Source organism: Zoogloea sp., assembly GCF_017302315.1.
GTDB lineage: Bacteria > Pseudomonadota > Gammaproteobacteria > Burkholderiales > Rhodocyclaceae > Zoogloea.
The window spans coordinates 1-21,867 of sequence record NZ_JAFLDT010000067.1 but is presented as its reverse complement, the minus strand read 5'-3'; the positions used below and the strand labels follow the sequence as shown (position 1 = coordinate 21,867).

Annotated in this window: 24 protein-coding genes and 1 pseudogene; 11 read left to right on the top strand and 14 right to left on the bottom strand. The window is 67.8% G+C overall.

Annotation, left to right across the window (positions count from 1 at the left end; translation table 11 throughout):
- Nucleotides 1-164 precede the first annotated feature (164 nt).
- Both J0L98_RS16660 and J0L98_RS16655 read left to right on the top strand, forming a co-directional pair.
- Nucleotides 165-515 (top strand): DUF4129 domain-containing protein, encoded by a 351-nt coding sequence (locus J0L98_RS16660; RefSeq protein ID WP_296412945.1) that lies wholly within the window; start codon nt 165-167, stop codon nt 513-515.
- Nucleotides 516-549: 34 nt separating this feature from the next.
- Nucleotides 550-1,758, top strand: coding sequence for an FTR1 family protein (locus tag J0L98_RS16655; RefSeq protein WP_296412944.1), 1,209 nt, complete (start codon nt 550-552; stop codon nt 1,756-1,758).
- 33 nt (nt 1,759-1,791) lie between these two features.
- Here J0L98_RS16655 and J0L98_RS16650 read toward each other — a convergent pair whose 3' ends face one another.
- The 12 genes from J0L98_RS16650 to J0L98_RS16595 form a co-directional block, all read right to left on the bottom strand.
- The gene (locus tag J0L98_RS16650) at nt 1,792-3,606 is read right to left on the bottom strand and encodes a protein-disulfide reductase DsbD (protein ID WP_296412943.1); all 1,815 of its coding nucleotides are present in this window, start codon (nt 3,604-3,606) and stop codon (nt 1,792-1,794) included.
- A 59-nt stretch (nt 3,607-3,665) separates the two neighbouring features.
- On the bottom strand, nt 3,666-4,004 hold the full coding sequence (gene cutA, locus J0L98_RS16645) for a divalent-cation tolerance protein CutA (protein ID WP_296412942.1): 339 nt from the start codon (nt 4,002-4,004) through the stop codon (nt 3,666-3,668).
- Between the two features lie 3 nt (nt 4,005-4,007).
- Nucleotides 4,008-4,820: an ABC transporter permease gene (locus tag J0L98_RS16640; protein WP_296412941.1), complete on the bottom strand. Its 813-nt coding sequence runs from the start codon at nt 4,818-4,820 to the stop codon at nt 4,008-4,010.
- Entirely contained in the window at nt 4,807-6,201 is a 1,395-nt protein-coding gene (locus J0L98_RS16635; protein ID WP_296412940.1) for a diguanylate cyclase, read from the bottom strand. Before J0L98_RS16635 ends, J0L98_RS16640 begins: the two co-directional genes overlap by 14 nt.
- Nucleotides 6,202-6,246: 45 nt before the next feature.
- Nucleotides 6,247-7,197: an ATP-binding cassette domain-containing protein gene (locus J0L98_RS16630; RefSeq protein ID WP_296412938.1), complete on the bottom strand. Its 951-nt coding sequence runs from the start codon at nt 7,195-7,197 to the stop codon at nt 6,247-6,249.
- Nucleotides 7,197-7,805 (bottom strand): glutathione S-transferase, encoded by a 609-nt coding sequence (locus J0L98_RS16625; RefSeq protein WP_296412937.1) that lies wholly within the window; start codon nt 7,803-7,805, stop codon nt 7,197-7,199. The genes J0L98_RS16630 and J0L98_RS16625 overlap by 1 nt, the downstream gene beginning before the upstream one ends.
- The gene (locus tag J0L98_RS16620; RefSeq protein WP_296412936.1) at nt 7,802-8,440 is read right to left on the bottom strand and encodes a CocE/NonD family hydrolase; all 639 of its coding nucleotides are present in this window, start codon (nt 8,438-8,440) and stop codon (nt 7,802-7,804) included. Before J0L98_RS16620 ends, J0L98_RS16625 begins: the two co-directional genes overlap by 4 nt.
- 2 nt (nt 8,441-8,442) lie before the next feature.
- Nucleotides 8,443-8,751 (bottom strand): NAD(P)H-dependent oxidoreductase subunit E, encoded by a 309-nt coding sequence (locus tag J0L98_RS16615; protein WP_296412935.1) that lies wholly within the window; start codon nt 8,749-8,751, stop codon nt 8,443-8,445.
- Between the two features lie 81 nt (nt 8,752-8,832).
- Nucleotides 8,833-9,915, bottom strand: a complete 1,083-nt coding sequence (locus tag J0L98_RS16610) for a VanZ family protein (protein WP_296412934.1) — start codon at nt 9,913-9,915, stop codon at nt 8,833-8,835.
- Between the two features lie 96 nt (nt 9,916-10,011).
- Complete coding sequence (locus J0L98_RS16605) at nt 10,012-10,482, bottom strand: SCP2 sterol-binding domain-containing protein (protein ID WP_296412933.1); 471 nt, start codon at nt 10,480-10,482, stop codon at nt 10,012-10,014.
- Between the two features lie 19 nt (nt 10,483-10,501).
- Nucleotides 10,502-11,407, bottom strand: a complete 906-nt coding sequence (locus tag J0L98_RS16600) for a U32 family peptidase (RefSeq protein ID WP_296412932.1) — start codon at nt 11,405-11,407, stop codon at nt 10,502-10,504.
- Nucleotides 11,408-11,412: 5 nt separating this feature from the next.
- Nucleotides 11,413-12,426, bottom strand: a complete 1,014-nt coding sequence (locus J0L98_RS16595; RefSeq protein WP_296412931.1) for a peptidase U32 family protein — start codon at nt 12,424-12,426, stop codon at nt 11,413-11,415.
- Nucleotides 12,427-12,599: 173 nt separating this feature from the next.
- Here J0L98_RS16595 and J0L98_RS16590 point away from each other — a divergent pair, with 173 nt between their 5' ends.
- The 4 genes from J0L98_RS16590 (at nt 12,600) to J0L98_RS16575 (ending at nt 16,715) form a co-directional block, all read left to right on the top strand.
- Nucleotides 12,600-13,601, top strand: a complete 1,002-nt coding sequence (locus J0L98_RS16590) for an ABC transporter substrate-binding protein (RefSeq protein WP_296412930.1) — start codon at nt 12,600-12,602, stop codon at nt 13,599-13,601.
- Nucleotides 13,602-13,808: 207 nt separating this feature from the next.
- On the top strand, nt 13,809-15,311 hold the full coding sequence (locus J0L98_RS16585) for a sodium:solute symporter family protein (RefSeq protein ID WP_296412929.1): 1,503 nt from the start codon (nt 13,809-13,811) through the stop codon (nt 15,309-15,311).
- Between the two features lie 94 nt (nt 15,312-15,405).
- The gene (locus J0L98_RS16580) at nt 15,406-16,059 is read left to right on the top strand and encodes a flavin prenyltransferase UbiX (RefSeq protein WP_296412946.1); all 654 of its coding nucleotides are present in this window, start codon (nt 15,406-15,408) and stop codon (nt 16,057-16,059) included.
- Nucleotides 16,060-16,106: 47 nt separating this feature from the next.
- A complete protein-coding gene (locus J0L98_RS16575) occupies nt 16,107-16,715 on the top strand; it encodes an LON peptidase substrate-binding domain-containing protein (RefSeq protein WP_296412928.1) in 609 nt (202 codons plus the stop codon).
- A 13-nt stretch (nt 16,716-16,728) separates the two neighbouring features.
- Here J0L98_RS16575 and mutY read toward each other — a convergent pair whose 3' ends face one another.
- Nucleotides 16,729-17,784, bottom strand: a complete 1,056-nt coding sequence (gene mutY, locus J0L98_RS16570) for an A/G-specific adenine glycosylase (protein ID WP_296412927.1) — start codon at nt 17,782-17,784, stop codon at nt 16,729-16,731.
- Nucleotides 17,785-17,882: 98 nt separating this feature from the next.
- Between mutY and J0L98_RS16565 the strand changes: the two genes are divergently transcribed.
- The 5 genes from J0L98_RS16565 to J0L98_RS16545 all read left to right on the top strand — a co-directional run bounded on the left by J0L98_RS16565 (nt 17,883) and on the right by J0L98_RS16545 (nt 20,889).
- Nucleotides 17,883-18,374: a flavin reductase family protein gene (locus J0L98_RS16565; RefSeq protein WP_296412926.1), complete on the top strand. Its 492-nt coding sequence runs from the start codon at nt 17,883-17,885 to the stop codon at nt 18,372-18,374.
- Nucleotides 18,375-18,395: 21 nt separating this feature from the next.
- Nucleotides 18,396-19,193, top strand: a complete 798-nt coding sequence (locus J0L98_RS16560; protein WP_296412925.1) for an alpha/beta hydrolase — start codon at nt 18,396-18,398, stop codon at nt 19,191-19,193.
- Between the two features lie 30 nt (nt 19,194-19,223).
- Complete coding sequence (locus J0L98_RS16555; protein ID WP_296406933.1) at nt 19,224-19,595, top strand: diacylglycerol kinase; 372 nt, start codon at nt 19,224-19,226, stop codon at nt 19,593-19,595.
- 9 nt (nt 19,596-19,604) lie between these two features.
- Complete coding sequence (locus tag J0L98_RS16550; protein ID WP_296412924.1) at nt 19,605-19,808, top strand: hypothetical protein; 204 nt, start codon at nt 19,605-19,607, stop codon at nt 19,806-19,808.
- Between the two features lie 73 nt (nt 19,809-19,881).
- A complete protein-coding gene (locus tag J0L98_RS16545; RefSeq protein WP_296412923.1) occupies nt 19,882-20,889 on the top strand; it encodes a nucleoid-associated protein in 1,008 nt (335 codons plus the stop codon).
- 266 nt (nt 20,890-21,155) lie between these two features.
- On the opposite strand, the pseudogene J0L98_RS16540 reads toward J0L98_RS16545, so the two are convergent.
- A pseudogene (locus J0L98_RS16540) lies at nt 21,156-21,770 on the bottom strand (rRNA methyltransferase); the annotation flags it as partial.
- Nucleotides 21,771-21,867 lie beyond the last annotated feature (97 nt).

Here is a 21,867-nt window from a genome sequence, read left to right as displayed (position 1 = left end):
GAGCGGGCCGCCCGGCGGCACCGTCGCCCGGTCGCGCGGCCCAGGAGCCCCGCGCCGAGACTGCCTGGCCCGACATCTCCGGGATGCTGGCGCGATGGGTGGTTAAGCTTGATGCACAGGACCAACTCGCGTTGCTTCCCGGTAGTGCGGGTGGACATGCGTGGTTGTGGCTGAGCCTCGGGGGAGCGCTTGCTGCCGGGCTGGTGATGCTGGGTAGCGCCGCGCTGGCCATGGCCCGGGAGCGCTGGCGTGTGCCCGCGCCTGAGCGGGCATGGCGCCGCGCCTGTCTGCTCCTGGGCAAGCGCGGCCTGATGCCGCTCGTCGGCGAATGCCCCACCGAACTGGCGCATCGGGTGGCCCAGGCACAGCCCCTCTGGGCGCTTGCCGTGGCAGCCCTGGCGCAGGCTTACTCGGACTGGCGTTACGCCCCCCCGGTTGCCGGGACGGAACAGCGGGTCCTGGCCGCCGCCCGGCTCCTCATCAATCGAATCATGGCCAGCGAACGCCAGCCCTGACCTCGTACTTTCTTGTCCAGTTTATGGAGACACCATGTTGAAACACTGGCTGGCTGGCATCTGCCTGGCTCTCTTCACCCTCGCCGCCCCGGCAGCCCCTGATGGGCAGGCGGTCTTGGCTGACATTCAGAGCCGTGGGGCTCGAACCGTGGCGGACTACCGTCCGGACGACCCCTTGCCGACGGCAACTGCGCTGTCGGCCCTGTACTTTGATGTTTTTGAGACATCCGGCATGGAGCTCGACATCGGCATGCGGGATACCGGGCTCAAGGCCAAGATCGAGTTGCGTTTCGGGGCGCTCAACGCCGGTGCGCTCCAAGGCATCCCGGCAGACCAGTTGCAGGCGCGCTGGCTGAATCTCTCGAAGACGCTGGATGAGGCGAAGGCCCTCTACGCCCAGGGCAGCGCGGAGGCCGGCTTTATGTCCGTGCTGTTCAAGTCGATGCTCATCCTGCTGCGAGAAGGACTCGAGGCCATCCTGATCGTTGCCGCCCTTGCCACCTACATGCGCCGGGCCGGGGCGGCAGATCGGATCTGGGTGCTGTATGTGGGGGTGGGGGCCGCGCTTCCCCTGTCCCTCCTTACGGGCTGGGGCCTGGCCCGCACGTTGCGCGCGTCAGGGGCGTCCCAGGCCACGATGGAGGGTGTCGTGATGCTGTTGGCCAGTGCAGTGCTCATTTACGTGAGTGTCTGGATGATCTCGAAGCGGGAATCCCGCCGCTGGCAGGCCTGGGTTGCCGGCCAGCTTGACTCCGCGCTGTCCCGGGGGTCGCTGTTCGCCCTTGGCCTTACCGCATGCCTGGCCGTCTATCGCGAGGGTGCAGAGACAGTTCTGTTCTACGAGGCGCTGCGCATTGCGAACAGAGGGCAGGACAGCGCGATCCTCACGGGGCTGGGTGCCGCCGTTGCTGTGCTGGGGGGGCTGTACATGCTGATTCGCCAGGCCTCCTTTCGTCTGCCTTTCCACCGTCTGTTTGCGGGGACGGCCCTGCTGCTTTACGGACTTGCCGTGATCTTTGTCGGGCAGGCCGTGCTGGAGCTGCAGGCCGCCGGGCATGTCTCGGTGACCCCGCTGGCGGGGGTGCCGCAGATCCAGTGGTTGGGGCTCGCCCCGACGCTGGAGGGGGTGGCCGCCCAAGGGGGGCTGCTTGGCCTGCCCCTGCTCCTTACGGCCTTGCTGTTGCATCGTGGCGCAGCGGGAGGGGCAGGTCGGCAGGTGACTGGGCCGGTTCAGGTCAAATGACGCGGCTTGCTCTGGATTGATGTCGTCCCGCCGCTACAGGCTGTGTGCCGCCTCCAGTACCTTGCTGAAGGTCTCCGCATTCTGGAAGCCCACCACGCGCAGGTTCTTGCGTTCGGCGCCGCTGGGGTCGAAGAAGATGATGCCCGGCGGGCCGAAGAGCTTGAAGCGCTTGAGCAGGGCCTTGTCGGCGTCGGAGTTGGCGGTGACGTCGGCCTGGATCAGATGGAAGCCTTCCAGCCGGCGGGCCACGGCCGGGTCGGCGAAGGTGAAGCGCTCCATCTCCTTGCACGAGATGCACCAGTCGGCATAGAAATCGAGCATCACCGGGCGGGTGGCGGTCTTGAGGATCTGCTCGAGTTCTTCCACCGAGGCGACACGCTGGAACTTCGTTTCGGCTGCGGCCGGCGCGCTGGCCGCCTGGGCGCGCAGGATGGCCAGGGGCTGCAGCGGGTCGCGGGAGCCGGCCAGGGCGCCGATGAACAGGGCTGCGCCGGCGAGCAGGGCGATCACGCCGAAGCCCTTCCAGAAACGCTGCCAGCCGCTGGCGTGGGTGGGCAGGGGGTCGAGGGCGTGCAGGTAGATGGCCGAGAACACCAGCAGGCCGGCCCAGGCCAGCATGGGCACGATGCTCGGCAGCACCGGGGTGAGCAGCCAGATGGCGACGCCGAGCAGCATCACGCCGAAGGCGCGCTTGACGCCTTCCATCCACGGGCCGGGCTTGGGCAGGGCGCTGCGGGCCAGCACGCCGACGAGGATCAACGGCGCGCCCATGCCCAGGGCCATGGTGAACAGGGCCGCGCCACCCAGTACGGCGTTGCCGGTCTGGGCGATGTAGAGCAGGGCGCCGGCCAGGGGCGCGGCCACGCAGGGGCCGACGATCAGGGCCGACAGGGCGCCCATGGCGATGACGCCGCCGGGGGAGCCGCCCTTCTGGTGGTTGGCGTTGTCGGACAGGCGGCTCTGCAGGGCGGTGGGTAACTGCAGCTCGTAGAAGCCGAACATGGACAGGGCCAGGACCACGAAGACCAGGGCAAAGGCGCCGAGCACCCAGGGGTTCTGCAGGGCCGCCGACAGCAGGGTGCCGGACAGGCCGGCGGCCACGCCGGCCGCCGCGTAGGTGAGGGCCATGCCCAGCACGTAGAGGGACGACAGGCCGAAGGCGCGGCCTTTGGAGATGGCATGGCCGTGGCCGACGATGATCCCGGACAGGATGGGGATCATTGGGAAGACGCAGGGGGTGAAGGTGAGGAGCAGCCCGAAGCCGAAGAAGCTGGCCAGGATGACGGTCGTACCGCTGCCGTCAAGCAGGCGCGCAATGCGCCCGGATTCGTCGTGCTCGGCGGCGGGGGCTGCGCTGAGGGCCCGGCTGTCGCCGCTGCTCAGGGCTCGGGCCAGGAAGCCCCCCGTGCCGCTGCCCCCGCTGGCCAGGGCCACGCTGACGGTGGTGGTCTGGGGCGGGTAGCAGATGCCGATGTCGGCGCAGCCCTGGCTGGTGAGCTGCAGGTCGAAGGGTGGCTGGCCGGCGCTCACCGGCAGGGTGAACACCAGATCCTTGCGGTAGATCTCCACTTCGCCAAAGGCGTCGTCCTTCTTAGGCTTGCCCGGGGGTAGGGCCGGTTCGCCGAATTCGATGCCCGCAGCGGCGAACTGGAAGCGATGACGGTACAGGTAGTAGCCGTCAGCCACCTGAAAGTGCACTTCCACGGTCTTTTCGTCAAGGGCGCGGGCCGAGGCGCGGAAGGCCTGCTCGGCGGGAAGGGGCTCCTGGGCATGGGCCAGCAGGCTGCACAGGGACAGCAGCAGCGCGAAAAGGAGGGTGGGGAGGTGGAAGGCGGAGAGTCGGTTCATTGCCGGCGGTTCAGGGGGACGGCCCGGGCGCAGTGCCCGGAGGGGTCAGGAGTCGGTGGTCAGAGCGGGTGTTCCAGGGTCTCGTTGCCGATCCACGCCAGGTAGGCGGGCAGACCCTTGTGGAGTGGGATCGCGATGATCTCGGGAAGTTCGTAGGGGTGGGCCTCGGTCAGGGCCGCCTGCAGGGCCGGGTAGCGCAACAGGGTGGTCTTGATCAGCATGGGGACTTCGCTGGCGCGCTCGATCTGGTCTTGCCAGCGATAGATCGAGGTGCACGGGGCGAGGATATTCACGCAGGCGGCCAGGCGCTGCTCCACCAGCAGGCGGGCGACGCGGGCGGCGGTGTCGGCGTCGGGAAGATTGGTGAGGACGAGCAGGACTTCTTCGGGCGTTGTCATGGCTTACTTGAGCAGGCGACGGCGGGTAAGGCCCAGGGCCAGCCAGAAGGCCAGCACTGTGATGAGGGCGAGCACGCCCAGGTGCAGGCCGATCTGGGCGGGCACGTGGCCGAGCAGAAGGGGGCGGATGAGGCTGACGGCGTGGCTCAGGGGCAGCGCGGCGGCGATGGCCTGCACGCTGTCGGGAAGCTGGCCCTGGGGAAAGAACACGCCCGACAGCAGGGTCATCGGGGTGATGAAGAGGGTGAAGTAGTACATGAAGAAGTCGTAGCTCGGCGCCAGGGCGGTCATGATCAGGCCGAGGGCGGCAAAACACAGGCCGGTGAGGAAGACCACCGGGATGGCGGCCAGGGCCAGGGGCGAGGTGGTGAAGCCGAAGGCCGCGATCACCGCCAGGATGGCCACTCCGGCCAGACAGGACTTGGAGGCCGCCCATACCAGCTCGGCGGCCACGATGTCGTCGAGGGCGATGGGGGCATTCATGATGGCTTCCCAGGTCTTCTGCACGTGCATGCGCGAGAAACCCGAGTACAGGACCTCGAAGGTGGCGGCGTTCATGGTGGAGTAGGCCAGGGTGCCGCCGGCCAGGAAGGCGATATACGAGACGCCTTCGACCTCCGGCACCAGCAGGCCGAGGCCATAGCCCAGACCGAGCATGTAGATCACCGGGTCGGCCAGGTTGCCGACGATGGAGGGCAGGGCCAGCTTCTTCCACACCAGGAAGTTGCGCCGCCATACGGCCACGAGGCGTAGGGACAGGCGCGGTGGGGCGAAATGGGCGGTGACGGGGATCGGGGGGGCTTCACTCCTGGGCACCGGATTCCTCTGCTTTCGGGGGGCGGCGCAGCCATGGAATGAAGTCCCGGTCGGCGCCAAGGGCGTGGTGGTCCACCAGGTCGTAGGCGAGAAACTCGATCAGCTTTGAGGTGGGCAGGGTGCCCAGGGCGCTCTGGCTGGAGAGGGCGTCGAGCTTTGCCGAAAGGATGCGGTGGGCCTTGGCGTGCTGATCGCGACGGGGGTAGTCGATGGCCGTGAGGATGGCCTCCTCGTCGCGGAAGTGGCGGCTGGTGGCCTGCACCAGGGTCCGGATGGTGGCATGCAGGTCAGCCGGGGGGCCGGCCTCGCGGACCAGGGTGAGCAGGCGGTTGGCCAGTTCGAAGAGGTGATGGTGCTGGGCGTCGATGACGGGATCGCCCACGCAATGGCCGTCTTCCCAGGTCAGGCGGTCGAGACGGTTACGGTGCTTGATGTCGCGTTCGTTGAAGGCGCTTTCGGGTGCGGCAACGACCCGGTTGCGTCCGCCGCTCTTGGCCCGATAGAGGGCCTGATCGGCTCGGGTGACCCAGCTGTGCCAGTCTTCACCGGCAACGCACTCGGCCACGCCGAAGCTGGCGCTGAGTGGGCCGACCCGGTCGAAGGGCGCCTGGGTGATGGCGCTGCGCAGCTTGTTGGCCAGGGTGAACGCCCCCGCCAGCGGGGTGCTGGGCAGGAGGATCACGAATTCCTCGCCGCCATAGCGCCCGATCACGTCGAGATCACGACATTCACTGCTCAGGCGCACCGCAAACTCCACCAGAACCTGGTCACCCACCGGATGGCCGAAGGAGTCGTTGATGAGCTTGAAGTGGTCGATGTCGGCGATGATCAGGGAGATCGGGTGGCCGAAGCGGCGGAAGCGATGCATCTCGCTCAGGGACGCCTCTTCGAGGCGGCGGCGGGTCAGCAGACCGGTCAGGGGGTCGGTGATGGAGCGGGTCTCCATCTCCGCCAGGGCCTGGCGCAGGAGATCCTGGCGATTGTCGCTGTCGGTGAGGTCGACCAGGCATACGAGGAGATGGCGGCCGTGCAGCCGGACCTCGGTGCGCATGTGGCGGGGATAGCCGTCGGCCCCGTACATGTCGGACTCGATGCTCTCCCGCATACTGCTGTCGGGCGGTGCTGGGGGTGCGGCAGGGCTGGCTGTCGATGCGGGGGCGCGGTGTACCCCCTGCCACCAAGTGGAAAAATCGCCTTCGGGGCTGCCAAAGGACTCGCGAAAGATCTCGTTGGCCGTGGTGAATCGCCCGCTGTCGACGTCCACAAGGGCGATGGCTACCGGCAGCCGGTTGAGGATCTCGGCGCAGTCCAGGGTGTCCGGGAGGGGGTAGAAGCCCTTTGGCATGGGTTCAGGATAGGCGGCCCGTTCCGGGCTGTCCATTGTGGCAGACCCTGCCCGGTGCACGCGCAAGGTTTCTCCCGGGGGTCAATCCCGCAGCTCCCGGCCGGTGAGCTTGAGGAAGACGTCTTCCAGGTTGGCCGGCCGGTGCAGGGTGCGCAGGCCGGGCTGACGGGCCAGATGGGCCAGCAGGGGGGGCGCATCGTCGGTGTAGCAGAAGGCGGTTTCTCCACTGATCTCGCAGCGGTGACTCAGGGCGCCAGCGTGGGCGGCGGCCCACGCGGCGGCGCCGGAGCCGCCAGCGCTGTCCGCTTCCGTCCAGTCACCGAACACTTCGACCACCTGGGGTTCGATATGGGCGGCGATGACTTCCCGCGGGCTGCCCTGGGCGAGGATGCGGCCCGTGTCGAGAATGGCCAGGCGATGGGCCAGCCGTTCGGCCTCGTCCATGAAGTGGGTGGTCAGCAGGATGGTGGTGCCTTCGGCGGTGAGTCGGCGCAGGCGCTCCCAGATCAGGTGGCGGGCCTGGGGGTCGAGGCCGGTGGTGGGTTCGTCAAGGACCAGCAGTTCGGGGCGATTGACCAATGCCCGGGCGAGGGTCAGGCGCCGCTTCATGCCGCCCGAGAGGGACTGGATGCGGGCCGTCTCCTTGCCCTCCAGGCCGGCAAAGGCGAGGAGTTCCGGCACCCGGGGGCGGATCTCGCGTTCGTGGATGCCGAAGTAGCCGGCGAAGACGATGAGATTCTCGGCGCAGGTGAAGTCCGGGTCGAGACTGTCCATCTGGGGCACCACGCCGACCCGGGCGCGGGCCTCGCGGGCCTGCCCGGGGACCGGCAGGCCGCACAGGCGGATATGCCCGGCGCTGGCCTCCGTCAGGCCGAGGGCGCAGCGCAGGGTGGTGGTTTTGCCGGCACCGTTGGGGCCGAGCAGGGCAAAGCACTCACCCCGCTGCAGTTTCAGGTCGAGCCCGCGTACGACTTCGCGGGCGTCGGCGCCGCGACCGTAACGTTTGACGAGGCCGCTGATCTCGAGGGGCATCAGGCCGGCGGGGGCACGGTGTCAACGAAGGAGGGCCGGGCCATCAGGTCGGCGGCCCAGGCGGCGAGGGTGGGATGGGTGCTGCGCCAGTGCAGGTGGGCAAAGCGGAAATCCAGGTAGCCGAGCATGCATCCAACCGCAATGTCGCCAATGTTGAGGCTGCTGCCCCCAAAGCCCTTGCGCTGTGCCAGACGTTCCTCCACGGTGGCCAGGCCGCGATGGATCTTGGCGAGCTGGCGTTCGATGCCGGCTGCATCCTGCTGCTCTGGCGGACGGCGGCTTTCCAGGAAGGCGGCCACCGCCGCATCGGCGATGCCGTCGGCGAGGGCTTCGGTCTGGCGCACCGGCAGGCTGGCCGTGCGTTCGGCGGGCAGTAGGGGGACGCCGCCAAGGGTTTCGAGGTAGAGGGCGATCACCGGGGAGTCGTACCACACCTCGCCGTCGTCGGCGACCAGGGCCGGTACCTTGCCAAGCGGGTTGTAGGAGGGGACGGTGGTTTCGGGCAGCCAGGGGATGTCCACCTCAAGGGTGAAGGGCAGACCCTTTTCGGCGAGGGCGACGCGGATCTTGCGGGCGTAGGGGCTGGTAAGGGATGCAACGAGTTTCATGGCAGGGGCTCCCAGGCGCGGTCAATGATGCTGCGGATGATGTGCAGTTTTCCGTGGAAGAAGTGGTCGGCGCCGGGCACCACCACCACCGGCAACTCCTGGGGGTCGGCCCAGGCCAGCACGTTGGCGAGGGCGACCGTCTCGTCCTTCTCGCCGTGGATGATCAGGCTGTCCTTTGCCACCGGCAGGGTGGTGTAGCTGCGTGCGCCGGTGACCTGGCCGGCCGCGGTGCCCACCAGCACGATGCGCCCGGCCGGCGTGACACCCTCGGCCAGGCGGGCGGCGACGCGGGTCTGCACGTAGGCGCCGAAGGAGAAGCCGCCCAGGGCCAGGGGCAGGCCGCCCCAGCGGCTCTGGGCCCAGCTGATCACGGAGAGCATGTCTTCGGTCTCGGCGATGCCGTTGTCGTGCTCGCCGACGCTCTTGCCGACGCCACGGAAGTTCGGGCGCAACGCCGCGTAGCCGAGGTCGCGGAACACCCGGGCCAGGGTGTGGGCCACCTTATTGGTGTTGGCACCGTGGAAGAGCGGGTGCGGGTGGCACACCAGGGCGATGCCGCGCACGTGGTCCGGCGTGTCGATGATCAGGTCGATGGGGCCGTCCGGGCCATTGATGAGGGCGTTCTCCGTGGCCATGATCAGATCTTCAGACGTTCGACAATGCGGCCCTTCTGCAGGTGCTCGGCAATGATCTCGTCCACATCGGCCTTGTCCACGAAGGTGTACCAGACGTTGTCCGGGTAGACCACCAGCACCGGGCCCTCGTCGCAGCGGTCGAGGCAGCCGGCCTTGTTGATGCGTACCTTGCCCTTGCCTTTCAGGCCGAGGGCGGCGATGCGGTCCTTGGCATAGGTCTGCAGCTCGATGGCGCCCTGGGCGGCGCAGCAGCTTTCACCTTCGGCGCGCTGGTTGCAGCAGAAAAAAACGTGGTGCTTGAAGTAGCTCATGGGGTCTCCGAGTTGGGGCGCCAAATCTGGTTCTGAATGTGTCCGCGATTATCAGTCAATCACCATTCCCTTTGGTGCCTTTCAGTGGTTGCGGAAACCGTCCCGCTGGCTGCTGGCTCCGAGCGCGCCCAGGTAGATGAAGGTGATGAAGGGCCACAGGCTGGCGCTGAGCTGGGTGAGACCATGGAAATTGAGAAAGTTGCCCTGCCGGATCAGGGTCTCGTCGCTGGGCAGGAAGGGGTTGTCGGGGGCCAGGTTGACCAGAGCGGTGCCCAGCAGCAGGGCCAGCCCGGCCAGCATGGTGTGGCTACGAGCTGGCAGCAGCAGGCACAGACCGAGCAGCGCGGTGCCGGCGGCGAGGCCGATCTGTCCGCCGGGGGTGGCCCAGTGGAAGGGGTTGCCTGGGGAGAAGAACGCGGCGGCGGCCAGGGTCTTGGCGCCCAGGCCAAGAACCACCAGCAGTACCAGCGGCCATGGGCTGAACTGGCGCATCATGCAGCGCAGGGTCAGCCCCACCGCAACCAGCTGGGAGGCGGCAATGGCGGCCTCGACCTTCACGAAGCGCACCGGGTTGAATTGCAGGGGCGTGGGCAGATCGAACAGGCGTCGCAGGTCACCGCTGGCGAAGAGCAGGTTTTCCGGGGTCAGCAGGGTCAGCAACCACAGCCCCATCAATGTCAGCCCGATCTCACCGGGGTGGCCGGCCACGATGTTCTTGCGGCGCCAGCGGGTCAGGCCGCTGTGGGGATCGAACAGGCCTCCGCCCCAGCGCCCGCCCGCCATTGCGCCGAGCAGGCCACCCAGGGTGTTGCAGCCCACATCCACATTGGAGGGGACCCGGCTGGGCAGGAAGTTCTGCAGGGTCTCCACCGACAGGCTGAGCAGGAAGGTCAGGATCACCGCCAGCACCACGGCGCCAGCGCGGGGCAGGCGCCCGGGCAGGGCCGAGACCAGGGCGAAGCTGAAAGGCACGATGCCGATCACGTTCACCGTCAGGTCCACCCAGGTGTAGTAGCGCGGCCACGGGGCCGACAGAAACTCGAAGACCGGTAGCCCCGGATCGCGCCACCCCGAGAAGGGGTGCAGACAGGCGTAAACGATCAGCACCCCGATGGCGGCGGCAAAGTAGGCGGCAAGAGGGGAACTGCGACGTTGAAGGGGCATGGGCTGGGGGAGTGGCGCGTCGCGGCCATTCTAGCCCGAGGATGAGGTGGGGCAAGGATCCGCGAGCTTGCCCCTGCCGGTGGTGGACAATGGGGATCAGTGCCCGCGGGCAAATAGTTGTCCGGCGAAAGGCAGCTTGAGGGTCGCTAGCCGGGTGGTCAGGCTGTCCCAGTCCACCGCGTCGAGGGTGTTCTTGACCAGCAGACCCAGATCGGTTTCGCCTTCCATCAGGAGTCGCCGGCTGAAAAACAGGGTGTCCGGGTCTTCCTCCCGCAGGGCCAGGGCCAGGTAGTCGCGGGTGGTGGCGGAAATGGTGAGATCGGGGGCGCTGCTGTCGAAGAGGGGCCGGAAGCCCCGGGGTGTGAGGGTGAAGCGCAGGGCCATGCCCGCATCGGTGACCCGCAGCAGCAGGCGCTTGCCGATGAGGGGTTCCAGGGTATCCCGGGGCAGCACCCGGTCGAGGGCCAGATTGAGACCCGCCACCAGGGCCAGGGTCGGCGGAAGCTGGGGCAGGCGGGTGCCCAGGCGGGCCAGGGGGGCGGGCAGGGTGAAGGCGGGTATCTTCATGTGCGGGGCTCTGCAGGGGTCAGTTGGGGAGGCGCAGTTCGACACCCGGCCGGCCGTGCCAGAAGCCGTTGCAGGGCTCCGCGGGCAGCAGGGGAAGGGCCTCGTGGAGGGCGTCGGCCGGGGGGATGAGGCCGTCGAGGGCCTGGCGGAAGAGCTGCAGTATCTCGGGTGTGTTGGCGCCCTGGGGGCTGATGCGCAGGATGTCGACCCCCTCGGCGCAGACCGCGGGCAGGTCGCCGAGCAGCGTATGCACCTGGGCGGACTGGGTCTGGATGCCGTTAAGGGTGAGGAAGGGGGCACCTTCGCGGGTCTTCAGGGGGATGCCGTCGGCGAATTCGAGGCAGCGGAACTCGCAGGTGTCCTTCTGCAGGTTGTAGTGGCGGGCCGTGAAGCAGCGGGCCGAGTAGGCCAGGGGCAGGCGGCCATGGGCAAAGATCTCCACTTCCATGTGGTGGCCCAGCCCGTCGCGAAGGGCACGGATCTGCTCCCGGGACATCTCCGGCGGGGCGACCCAGCGCGTAGCGCCGAGCCCGGCAAAGAGGTCGAGGGTGGTCGGGTTGAAGATGTTCAGGGTGGGGCCTGCGATCCAGTCGCGCACGGGGGTGTCGCCGCTATGGAGCAGGTGCACCGCCCCCATGTCGTTGGCTTCGACGCGGAAGCGGCCGTTGGCGACGATGCGGCGCAGGGTCTTCAGGTCGGATTCGGATTCCACCAGCACCTGGCTGGAGAGCACGACCTCCTTGCCGGTAGCGGCGAGGATCTCGGCGACTTCGAGCCAGTCGGACAGGCGCAGTTCATGACGGCGCGAGCACACCGTCTCGCCCAGGTAGACCACATCCACCGGGGCGTCGGCCATGTCGGCGTAGAAGGCCAGGGTGGATTGGCGGGGCCAGTAGTAGAGCAGGGGGCCGAGGGCGATCTTCATCGTGCTTATTTCCAGGGGCGGTAGTAGGCGCCAAGGGTGTGGCTCTGGCCTTCGGAGACCTTGTTGAGTTCGGCCATCCAGGCCGCTTCGACGCGGAAGGGCTGGCCGCTGGCAAGGACGCGGTCGATGGCTGCGCGCCACACCTTGGTGACCTGGGCCACGTAGGCCGGGCTGCGCTGGCGGCCCTCGATCTTGATGGCGCGCACGCCGATGCGGGCCAGCTCGGGCAGCAGCGCCAGGGTGTTGAGGCTGGTGGGCTCCTCGATCGCGTAGTAGGTCTCGTTGTTGACATCAAACCGGCCCTTGCACAGGGTCGGGTAGCCGGCCCGCTCCCCGTCGGCGAAGCGGTCGATGAGGATGCCGTTGAGGCGCGTCTCCATGCCCTTGGGGGTCTGCTCCCAGCGCACATGCTTGCCGGGCGAGCAGGCGCCGTCGCAGTTGGGGGATTCGCCGGTGGCGTAGGCCGACAGGGCGCAGCGCCCCTCCACCATCACGCACAGGCCGCCAAAGCCGAAGACCTCGATCTCCACCGGGGTGCTGGCAATCACCTGCTCCACCTGGGCCAGGGACAGCACCCGGGGCAGCACCGCGCGGGAGATGCCGAAGTGCTTGTGGTAGAAGTTGATGGCGTCGTAGCTGGTGGCCGAGCCCTGCACCGACAGGTGCAGGCGCAGGCCTGGGTGGGTCTTGCAGGCATAGGCCATCAGGCCCGGGTCGGCGAGGATCACGGCGTCGATGCCGAAGGCCGCGGCCCGGTCGACGGCCCCGGTCCAGCGCTGCCAGTTGTCGGCCTGGGGATAGGTGTTGAGGGCCAGCAGCACCTTGCGGCCCCGGTCGTGGGCGTAGCGGATGCCCTCGGCCATGCCCTTGTCGTCGAAGTTGAGGCCGCTGAAGTTGCGGGCGTTGGTGGCGTCCTTGAAACCGAGATAGACGCAGTCGGCGCCGTGGTCGATGGCGGACTTGAGGGCGGGGAGGCTGCCGGCAGGGCAGACCAGCTCAATGGGACGGGAGGAAGTCATGGGCGGGCAGCGAGGATGGCGCGGGCGGACTATAGGCGGGGCCGCCTCCACCGGCCTTGACCGACGTCAACGGGGGTGCGGAGACGGCGGAACTTGAAAGCCCATATATCTAATATGGGCTTTTGGCGTCGGCGCGTGCATACTTGGGTGTATCTATTTGATTCATGCTTGTCATGTCCGCATCCCAGCCCCGCCGCCGATTCCTGACTGCCGGACTCGGCTCAGCCCTGCTTCTGCTCGGTAGCGGCGGTGGTTGCAGAGCGCGCCATCGGGAGCCCATCCGGTTCGCCACCAATCCCTGGCCGGGTTACGACCCGCTCTATATTGCCCGCGACAAGGGGTATTTCGACGACGCTGGCCTGAACGTCGCGTTGGTGGACCTCACCTCCATCGGCGCCTCCCGGCGGGCGTTCGAGCGGGGTCAGGTGGATGGCTGCGGGGCTACCCTGGTGGAGATCCTGCTGGCGGCTGACCAGTCCGGGTTGCGGCCGCAGATTGCGGCAGTGGTTGATTACTCAAGCGGTGCCGATGCCCTGATTGCCGCCGGGTCGGTGAAGAATCTGGCGGCCATGCGGGGGCGTCGGGTGGCCATCGAACCCGGTACCCTGCATATCCAGCTACTGGCCCTGGCCCTTGACAGTGTGCAGCTCACGGTCCGTGACGTCGCCCTGGTGCCCATGCCCCAGAGCGCCATGCCGGCAGCCTTTGGCGATGGTCTGGTGGACGCGGCCGTGTGTTTTCCGCCGGAGTCCAACCGACTCCTCGAGAAGGGTGGAAAGGTGGTCTTCCACAGCGGACAGGTGCCGGGTGAGGTGGTGGATACCCTGGTGTTCGATGGTGCCTTCGTTGCCCGCCGTGGCGACGAGGTGCTGGCCTTTGTCGGTGCCTATTACCGGGCAATGGGCTTCATGGCCGCCAACCCGGACGAAGCCCACGCCATCATGGCCCGGCGCGAGAACATGAGCGTCGACGAGTTGCGCCAGACCATTGCCGGCCTGCGCTACGTGAGCCGTGAGGCCCAACTGGAACTGCTTTCTCCGGGCGGTCCGGTGGAGCACTCCCTCAGCCGCCTGCAGGGGGCCATGATGGCACTGGCCCAGCTACGCCAGAGTCGGACCCTCAAGGATTTCCTCATCGCCCGAGAGCTGATCGCCAGTGCTGTGGTCAACGCGTGAGCCCAAGGGTGTCCAGGCGCTTGTGAAGCTGATCGACTGCGCGGCCTGATTTCGCCCCTGCCGTGGCTTCCGCCGGCCTTGTGTGGCTGTGCTTCCGGTCGCGAATCCGGCCGGTTCGCGATGATTCCTTCACTCGCGCTGCGCTCACCCTCGCCGGCCCGAGCGCCCCTATAATCGGTCCACTCCCAACCCCGATTCCGTTGCCCCATGTTGTTCTGGTTCGTCATCGCCTACTGGCTGATTTCGGTCGCCATCGGCCTCATCGCCGCCACGCGGGTCCATAACACCCGGGACTTCGCCGTCGCCGGCCGCCATCTCCCTTTCTACATGGTCACGGCCACGGTGTTCGCCACCTGGTTCGGGGCCGAGGCGGTGCTCGGGGTGCCGGCCACCTTCCTCAACGAAGGTCTGCGCGGCGTCGTGGCCGACCCCTTCGGCTCGTCCATGTGCCTGATCCTGGTGGGGCTGTTCTTTGCCGCGCCCCTCTACCGCATGAACCTGCTGACCATCGGCGACTTCTACAAAAAACGCTATGGCCGCGGCGTCGAGGTGCTCACCACCATCGCCATCGTGATCTCCTACCTGGGCTGGGTCGGGGCGCAGATCACCGCCCTGGGGCTGGTCTTCAACGTGGTGTCGGGGGGCGAAATCAGCAAGGTGGCGGGCATGTGGATCGGCTCCATCACCATCCTCGTCTATACCCTGTTCGGCGGCATGTGGGCGGTGGCCGTCACCGACTTCCTGCAGATGATCATCATCGTCATCGGCATGCTGTGGATCGGCGGGGAGGTGAGCAGCCTGGCCGGCGGTGTCGGGGTGGTGGTGAATCACGCCATGAACGAGGGCAAGTTCGCCTTCTTTCCGGCGGCCGACCCGAAGGAGGTCATCGCCTTCATCGCCGCCGCGGTGACCATGATGCTCGGCTCCATCCCCCAGCAGGACGTCTTCCAGCGGGTCCAGTCGGCCAAGTCCGAGAAGATCGCGGTGTGGGGCTCGCTGTTTGGCGGTGCCCTGTATTTCGCGTTCGCCTTCGTGCCCATGTTCCTGGCCTATTCGGCGACCCTCATCGATCCGGCCATGGTGTCGCGCCTGATCGACACCGACTCCCAGATGATCCTGCCCGAGCTGGTCCTGTCCAAGGCGCCGCTGGTGGCCCAGATCCTGTTCTTCGGCGCCCTGCTGTCGGCCATCAAGAGCTGTGCCTCGGCCACCCTGCTGGCCCCCTCGGTGACCTTCACCGAGAACATCCTCAGGCCCGCACTGCCCAATCTCACCGACAAGAAGCTGCTGTTGTGGATGCGCGTGGTGACCTTCTGCTTCACCGTGCTGGTCACTCTCTACGCCATGGTGTCCGACGCCAGCATCTTCAAGATGGTGGAGAACGCCTACCAGGTGACCCTGGTGGCCGCCTTCATTCCCCTCTTGTGCGGGCTGTACTGGCGCCGCGCCACCAACCAGGGTGCGCTGGCTTCGATCTTCTGCGGTGTGGGTGTGTGGCTGGCGGTGCATGCCGCAGGTGGCGAAGACCCCTTCATCCCCGCCCAACTGGCCGGCCTGTTGGCCAGTGCCGTGGGCATGATTGTCGGTTCGCTGGTGAAGCAGTGGCTGCCCCACGACCATGGGGTGCACGAGCGCCTGCGCCACGGCCACCATGCCGCGGCCTCCCACGGTGTCGCCCACGAAGGCATCGGGGCCATCCACCGCCATTGAGCGTGCTTCGGGGAACCCCGGGCGCGCCGGCGCGTCTCTTCTCCGGATGCCCGTCGATAACCAGGACTCTTCAGCCTTGACCCCCACCGCGCCCCTGTCCGCCCACAAGACCATCGCCGTCGCCCTCACCGGGGCCTCGGGCATGCCCTATGGCCTGCGCCTGGTGGAGTGCCTGCTGGCCGCGGGCTGCCGGGTATGGCTGCTGTATTCCCAGGTGGCCCAGATCGTTGCCCGGCAGGAGATGGACCTGGCCCTGCCCGCCCGCCCCGAGGAAGTGGAGGCCCAGCTCGGTGCCCGCTTCAAGGCGGCGCCGGGGCAACTGCGGGTGTTCGGCCGGGAGGAATGGTTCGCGCCGCCGGCCTCCGGCTCCAACCCGCCGGATGCCATGGTGGTGTGCCCGTGCACCATGGGCACCCTTGCTTCCATCGCCGCCGGTCTGGCCGGCAACCTCATCGAGCGGGCCGCGGATGTGGTCATCAAGGAAGGCCGCAAGCTCATCCTGGTACCCCGGGAGACGCCCTTTTCGGCCCTTCACCTGGAGAACATGCTGCGGCTGGCGCGCATGGGGGTGGTCATCCTGCCCCCTAACCCGGGCTTCTACCATCACCCTAAAACCGTGGACGACCTGGTGGACTTCGTCGTCGCCCGCATCCTCGATCAACTCACCGTGCCCCACGCCCTGATGGCGCGCTGGGGGGAGGCGCAGGCGGCGGCCGACGTCATTCCGGCACCCTCGTCGCATCAGTGACACATTCCCCTGCACCCGCCGGGTGCAGGCCGTCAGGAGCGCGAAGCATGAGCACCACCGTCGATACCGTCGAGATCCCCCTCTTTCCCCTGGGTACCGTTCTGTTTCCGGAGGGGGTGCTGCCCCTCAAGCTGTTCGAGGCGCGCTACCTGGACATGGCGGCCCGCTGCATGCGCGCCAACGCCCCGTTCGGGGTGTGCCTGATCCGCGAGGGGGGTGAGGTGGGGGCGCCGGCGGTGCCCTACGGGGTGGGGTCCATTGCCCGCATCACCGGTTGGGACATGGACAAGCCCGGCCTGCTCTTCATCACCACCCGGGGCGGTGAGCGCTTCCGCATCGTCGAGCAGACGACCCGACCCGACCGCCTGCTCACCGCGCACATCGCCCTGCTGGCCGAGCCGCCGGTGCAGCCCGTGCCGGCCGCCCTCGGGGATGTTCTGCCCCTGCTCAGGGCCATCGTGGCCGACGCGGGTGAGGAGGTCTTCCCGACGCCCCATCGTTTCGACGACGCCACCTGGGTGGGTTACCGCTTGGCCGAGATCCTGCCGATTCCCGTGCTGGCCCGTCAGCGTCTGCTAGAACTGGATGATCCGATTTCGCGGCTGGAGATCATCCAGGCCTACCTGCGCCAGCACAAGCTGCTGGACGGGGGGTGAGAGGGTGCGGTGCTCAGTCCGCCCCGGTGAGCAGATCACGCTGGGTGAGTTGCAGCAGCAGCTTGCGCACCGGGGCGGGCAGGGCTGCGTCATCCAGCCGGTCGAGGGGCTGCCACAGGAGGGTGGCTTCGTTGCAGGCGCCTGGCGTGGCAACGTCCACGAGCTCGGGCTGCAGGTTCAGGGTGAAATGGGTGAACACGTGGCGAAAGCCGGCCAAGCGTTCCACCTTGCGCACCGTCAGGCCAAAGCGGGTGCTCACCCAGGGGGCGGTGTCCGCGTCCTCGGGCAGCTCCGGCAGGCTCAGCAGGCCGCCCCAGATGCCCGTCGGCGGGCGGCGCTCCAGCAGCACGGCGCCGTCGGCCACAATCACCGCGAAGCGCCCGTCCCGTTCGCGGACCACCTTTTTCGGGCGGGGCGTGGGCAGCTCGCCAACCCGGCCATCGCGAAGGGCCACGCAGCGCTCCGCCACCGGGCAGCACACGCAGGCCGGGCGGCCGCGGGTGCACACGGTGGCGCCAAGGTCCATCTGGGCCTGGGTATAGATGTCCACATCGCGCGCTGGCAGCAGGCTCTCGGCCAGGGTCCACAAGGCGTTCTCCACGTTCTTGCTGCCCGGAAAGCCGTCGATGCCGAAACAGCGGGTCAGCACACGCTTCACGTTACCGTCGAGAATCGCCGCCCGGGTGCCATGGGAGAAGGCGCTGATCGCTGCCGCAGTGGAGCGGCCGATGCCCGGAAGCTCGGCCAGCACGGCCGGATCGGCCGGAAAGGCGCCGCCATGGCGGTCCATGACAGCCTGGGCGCACTTGTGCAGGTTGCGGGCGCGGGCGTAGTAGCCAAGGCCGCTCCACAGGGTCAGCACGTCCTCCACCGGCGCCGCGGCCAGGCTGGGCAGGTCGGGAAAGCGCGCGAGGAAGCGCCCGTAGTAGGGGATCACCGTGTCCACCTGGGTCTGTTGCAGCATGATCTCCGACAGCCACACCCGGTAGGCATCCCGCACCTGCCAGGGCAGGCCGTGGCGGCCATGCCCGCGCTGCCAGGCGATCAGGGTTTCTGCAAATGTATTCAATCTCTTAACCCCTCGACGGTGGGGCTCTGCGCGGTGATAATGCGTGCCCCCTACAGGCTTTCGGCCCGCCCTGGTGGCGTGGCCCAACCGACTCCGACATGACTGTTCCCAAGAATGATCCGGCGGTCCGCGCCTTTCGCGACACGCTGGGCATGTTTCCCACCGGCGTCACGGTCATCACGGCCCGGGCGCCCGGCGGCCAGCCCATCGGCCTCACCGTCAGCTCCTTCAACTCCGTGTCCCTGACGCCGCCCCTGATCGTCTGGAGTCTGTCCGGACATCTGCCCAGCGTGCGTGCCTTCGAAAACGCGGCAGTGTACGCGATCAATGTGCTTGCCGAAGACCAGCAGGACATTTCCCAGCGCTTCGCGAGCCGCAGTGACGACAAGTTTGCCGGGCTGGAGTACGTCGAGGGGGTGGACGGCGTGCCCCTGCTGCCCGGCTGTGTCGCCTGGTTCCAGTGCCGCCAGTTTGCCCGCCATCCGGGGGGCGACCACGTCGTCTTCATCGGCGAGGTGGTCCGCTTTGAACTCGACCAGGCGCGCAAGCCCCTCATCTTCCAGGGTGGCGCCTACCGCCGCCTTGCCTGAGCGCGTGTGGATCACTCTGCCATGACGCCCCCGCGCTGGATCGAAACCGGTCGTGGGGCCCATGGCGTGGTCTTTCTCCATGGGGTGAGCGGTGGTGCCCTGGGCGCCAGCGACCTGCTGCCACGCATCACGCCACCGGGCTGGCGCGGCCTGGCCTGGGACATGCCCGGCTACGGTGCCAGCGCGCCCCTTGAGCCCTTCGATTTCGATGGCCTCGCCGCTGCGCTGGTGGCGCTGCTTGATGCCGCCGGGCTCGATCAGGCCGTGCTCGTGGGCCATAGCATGGGCGGCATGGTGGCGCTGCAGACGGCTGCGGCCTTCCCCAACCGGGTCTCGGGTCTGGTGCTGGCCTGCAGCACACCGGCCTTTGGGGCCCGTGACGGTGCGCAGCAGCAGGCCTTTCTGGCGCGGCGCATCGGCCCGCTGGACGAAGGCACCTCGATGCGCGAACTGGCGGTGGAGCTGATCCCCACCATGGTCGGCCCCGGGGGTGATCCCCAGGTGGTGCGCGACGCGGTGGACCTGATGGCGGCCATTCCGCCGCAACGCTACCGGGCCGCCATGCAGGCAGTCATCGGCTTTGACCAGCGGGCGGCCCTCGGCGCTCTGACCATGCCGACCCTGGTGGTGGCCGGCACCCACGATGCTGTCTCCCAGCCCGCGGTGCTGCGACGCATGGCCGAACGTATCCCCAACGCCCACTACTTCGAACTGGATGCCGGTCATCTGGCCCCCTTCGAGGAGCCCGACGCCTTTGCCGCGGCGGTGCAGGCCTTTCTGGCCGGGCTGGATAGCGCCCCTGTCACCTTCGTGCTCTAGCGTCCCCTTCTTTATCACGCCAACGCCGCCATGCAGGAAAGCCCCTTCAAAGGCAAGACCGGCCTCACCCGGGTGTGGAATGCCTTCCACTATTCCATGGCCGGACTGGCCGCCGCCTATCGCAACGAAGATGCCTTCCGCCAGGAGGTCTGGCTGGCGGCGGTGCTTGTACCCCTGGCCCTGTTCCTGCCCGTCGGCGTCCTCGGCAAGGCCCTGATGATCGCCAGCGTGTTGCTGGTGATCGTCGTCGAGCTGGTCAATTCGGCCCTCGAGGCCACCGTGGACCGTATCTCCCTCGACCACCACCATCTGGCCAAGCGCGCCAAGGATATCGGCAGCGCCGCCGTATTCGTCGCGCTGCTCAATGTGCTCGTGGTCTGGGGCCTCATCCTCTTTGCCTGAGCGCACACCATGACCTCTCGCACCGGCAAGAAGCCCTGCGTCAACTGCACCTGCGCCACCACCGGTTTCTGCCCCCGGGGCGTGGGGGCCAACATTCCGCCTGAACTGGCGGCACAGCAGCCGGCCGCCAAGGCGACACCGCTCACCCCGGGCCAGCAACGCCGGGAGCAACTCCGCCAGCTTCCCGGCAAGCGTCGCGCGATGCGTTTCTGAGCGCAGGGCACGGTGAGCGTCCTCCCGTGAGAGAATCGCCCCCCTTCGCCATCCTCCCCTCCCGGACCCTCCCATGACCGAGTCGACCCACGCCATCTCCGGCCTTGTCATCCACCGGCTGATCCGCGCCGCCGAGGGCCCGTCCCAGGTGGAACTGCGACCCGCCGCCAACCCCCTCGACGAGCCCGCGGCGCGCCTGATGGAGCGCCTGTGCCGGCATTTTGCCGAGCGCCCGGGCAAGGGTTATGGCTGGTTCGAGAAGGATGAGCGCGGCTTCCCCATGCCGCGCCTGGTGCGCGAGCACGCCATTGACGAGCGCATGGATTTCACCACCCTGTCGCGGGAGATGGTGGCCCTGCTGCAGACTTGCGTGGACGAAGACAAGGTGGACGAGGGCGGCTACGTGCTCATCGCCCGTGCCACCGTGTTCGGCGCCGACTGCCTCTACGTTGCCCTGCTGCAGGAAACCCTGGGCACGGTGATCGGCGACGGCCTGAGCATCCTGGACAGCCCCCACCTGGACTTCACGGCCCTGCAGGTGGCCGGGCGTATCGACATCAGTGCCTGGCAGGCCGGTGCCGAGCGCTACATCAGCTTCCTCAAGGGGCGTGGCGACGTGGCCGGCTGGTTCAAGCGCTTCCTCGGCTGCAGCGACGTGGTCATCGCCCTCAAGGAGACCAAGAAGTTGGTGGAGACCCTCAGCCACTTCGCCGAGACCCAGCAACTCGATGCCGCCGGGCGGGACGAACTGCTGGAGCGGGCCCACCTGGTGCTCGAAGAGATGGGCGACAGCGGCGCCGCCCTCAACCTGGAGGCGGTGGCCGGGCAGATTTTCCCCGACGCCCCGCAGAAACTCAGCGCTACCCTGCAGGACGAAGCCCTCGACCTGGCCAGCGGCTTCGTTCCGGACAAGCGCGCCCTCAAGCCGCTGATCCGCTTCAGGGCCAGCGCCGAAGACTGGAAGCTCGAGTTCGAACGCAGCGGCCTGCGCTCCGGCGCCGTGCAGTACGACAAGGTCAGCAACACCCTGGTGCTCACCAACGTGCCGGAGAACCTGAAGAAGCTGCTGCTGGAGGAGTGAGCTCGGGGGCATTCCGCCCGGGTGGGGCGGATGGCCGGATCACCCGACAGGTGAAGCCGAGGGGGTTCGTGGGAGGCTCAGACGGTGGCTGGAGGGACTGTAGGGGCGACTTCAGTCGCCCGGGGACTTTGATCAAGGGTATGTCGGTAATCAACGCGCGATGGGCGACTGAAGTCGCCCCTACACGTCGCCCCTGCAGAGGCCCCATCGACCGTCAGACGACGCGTGAAACTGAGGAAGTCAGGGTTGGTCCGACCCCACGGGCCTCAGCCGGTTGGGCGCTTGACCACCCGGATCGGTGCCTCGCCGGCGATGCTGCGGGCGCGGAGCTGGCCGCAGCCGCCGTCCACATCCTGCCCGGCTGAGTTGCGCAGTTTGGTGAGGATGCCGCGGCGGTGGAGCTGGCGGGCAATGTCGGCGGCCTTCTCCCAGGCCGGGCGGCGGTAGGGCAGGTCGGGGATGGTGTTGTAGGGGATCATGTTCATGATCGCGTACTTGCCCGACAGCAGGCGCACGATGCCGTCGAGCTCCTCCGGCGTGTCGTTGATGCCATCCAGCAAGGTCCATTGGTACTGGATCGGATAGCCCGTGGCGCGGGCATAGGCCTCGCCGAGTTCCACCAGATCCCGGGGGTCGATGCGCGGGGCCTTGGGCAGCAGCTCGGCACGCAGGTCGGCCCGGCTGGTGTGCAGGGACAGGGCCAGGGCCGGCTTGACCGGGCCTTCCGGCAGGCGCTCGAAGACGCGCGGGTCGCCCACCGTGGAGAACACCAGGTTCTTGTGGCCGATGCCGCCCTCGTTGCCGAGGAGCTGGATGGCCTCCATGACGTTGTCCAGATTGTGGGCCGGCTCACCCATGCCCATGAAGACTACCTTCTTCACACAACTGCAAGTCCGCCGCCTTCTATGAAGAATGCGTATTTAAAGTAAGAGGGGATAGCTGTTTCGAAAAATGTCTTTACAAAATCAGCGAATTCAG

What these genes read in the sequence shown, in the direction of transcription:
- J0L98_RS16655 (WP_296412944.1), top strand. Translation starts at nt 550, where the DNA reads ATGTTGAAACACTGGCTGGCTGGCATCTGCCTGGCTCTCTTCACCCTC.
- J0L98_RS16650 (WP_296412943.1), bottom strand. Translation starts at nt 3,606, where the DNA reads ATGAACCGACTCTCCGCCTTCCACCTCCCCACCCTCCTTTTCGCGCTG.
- cutA (WP_296412942.1), bottom strand. Translation starts at nt 4,004, where the DNA reads ATGACAACGCCCGAAGAAGTCCTGCTCGTCCTCACCAATCTTCCCGAC.
- J0L98_RS16635 (WP_296412940.1), bottom strand. Translation starts at nt 6,201, where the DNA reads ATGGACAGCCCGGAACGGGCCGCCTATCCTGAACCCATGCCAAAGGGC.
- J0L98_RS16630 (WP_296412938.1), bottom strand. Translation starts at nt 7,197, where the DNA reads ATGCCCCTCGAGATCAGCGGCCTCGTCAAACGTTACGGTCGCGGCGCC.
- J0L98_RS16625 (WP_296412937.1), bottom strand. Translation starts at nt 7,805, where the DNA reads ATGAAACTCGTTGCATCCCTTACCAGCCCCTACGCCCGCAAGATCCGC.
- J0L98_RS16620 (WP_296412936.1), bottom strand. Translation starts at nt 8,440, where the DNA reads ATGGCCACGGAGAACGCCCTCATCAATGGCCCGGACGGCCCCATCGAC.
- J0L98_RS16615 (WP_296412935.1), bottom strand. Translation starts at nt 8,751, where the DNA reads ATGAGCTACTTCAAGCACCACGTTTTTTTCTGCTGCAACCAGCGCGCC.
- J0L98_RS16610 (WP_296412934.1), bottom strand. Translation starts at nt 9,915, where the DNA reads ATGCCCCTTCAACGTCGCAGTTCCCCTCTTGCCGCCTACTTTGCCGCC.
- J0L98_RS16605 (WP_296412933.1), bottom strand. Translation starts at nt 10,482, where the DNA reads ATGAAGATACCCGCCTTCACCCTGCCCGCCCCCCTGGCCCGCCTGGGC.
- J0L98_RS16600 (WP_296412932.1), bottom strand. Translation starts at nt 11,407, where the DNA reads ATGAAGATCGCCCTCGGCCCCCTGCTCTACTACTGGCCCCGCCAATCC.
- J0L98_RS16595 (WP_296412931.1), bottom strand. Translation starts at nt 12,426, where the DNA reads ATGACTTCCTCCCGTCCCATTGAGCTGGTCTGCCCTGCCGGCAGCCTC.
- J0L98_RS16590 (WP_296412930.1), top strand. Translation starts at nt 12,600, where the DNA reads ATGTCCGCATCCCAGCCCCGCCGCCGATTCCTGACTGCCGGACTCGGC.
- J0L98_RS16585 (WP_296412929.1), top strand. Translation starts at nt 13,809, where the DNA reads ATGTTGTTCTGGTTCGTCATCGCCTACTGGCTGATTTCGGTCGCCATC.
- J0L98_RS16575 (WP_296412928.1), top strand. Translation starts at nt 16,107, where the DNA reads ATGAGCACCACCGTCGATACCGTCGAGATCCCCCTCTTTCCCCTGGGT.
- J0L98_RS16565 (WP_296412926.1), top strand. Translation starts at nt 17,883, where the DNA reads ATGACTGTTCCCAAGAATGATCCGGCGGTCCGCGCCTTTCGCGACACG.
- J0L98_RS16560 (WP_296412925.1), top strand. Translation starts at nt 18,396, where the DNA reads ATGACGCCCCCGCGCTGGATCGAAACCGGTCGTGGGGCCCATGGCGTG.
- J0L98_RS16555 (WP_296406933.1), top strand. Translation starts at nt 19,224, where the DNA reads ATGCAGGAAAGCCCCTTCAAAGGCAAGACCGGCCTCACCCGGGTGTGG.
- J0L98_RS16550 (WP_296412924.1), top strand. Translation starts at nt 19,605, where the DNA reads ATGACCTCTCGCACCGGCAAGAAGCCCTGCGTCAACTGCACCTGCGCC.
- J0L98_RS16545 (WP_296412923.1), top strand. Translation starts at nt 19,882, where the DNA reads ATGACCGAGTCGACCCACGCCATCTCCGGCCTTGTCATCCACCGGCTG.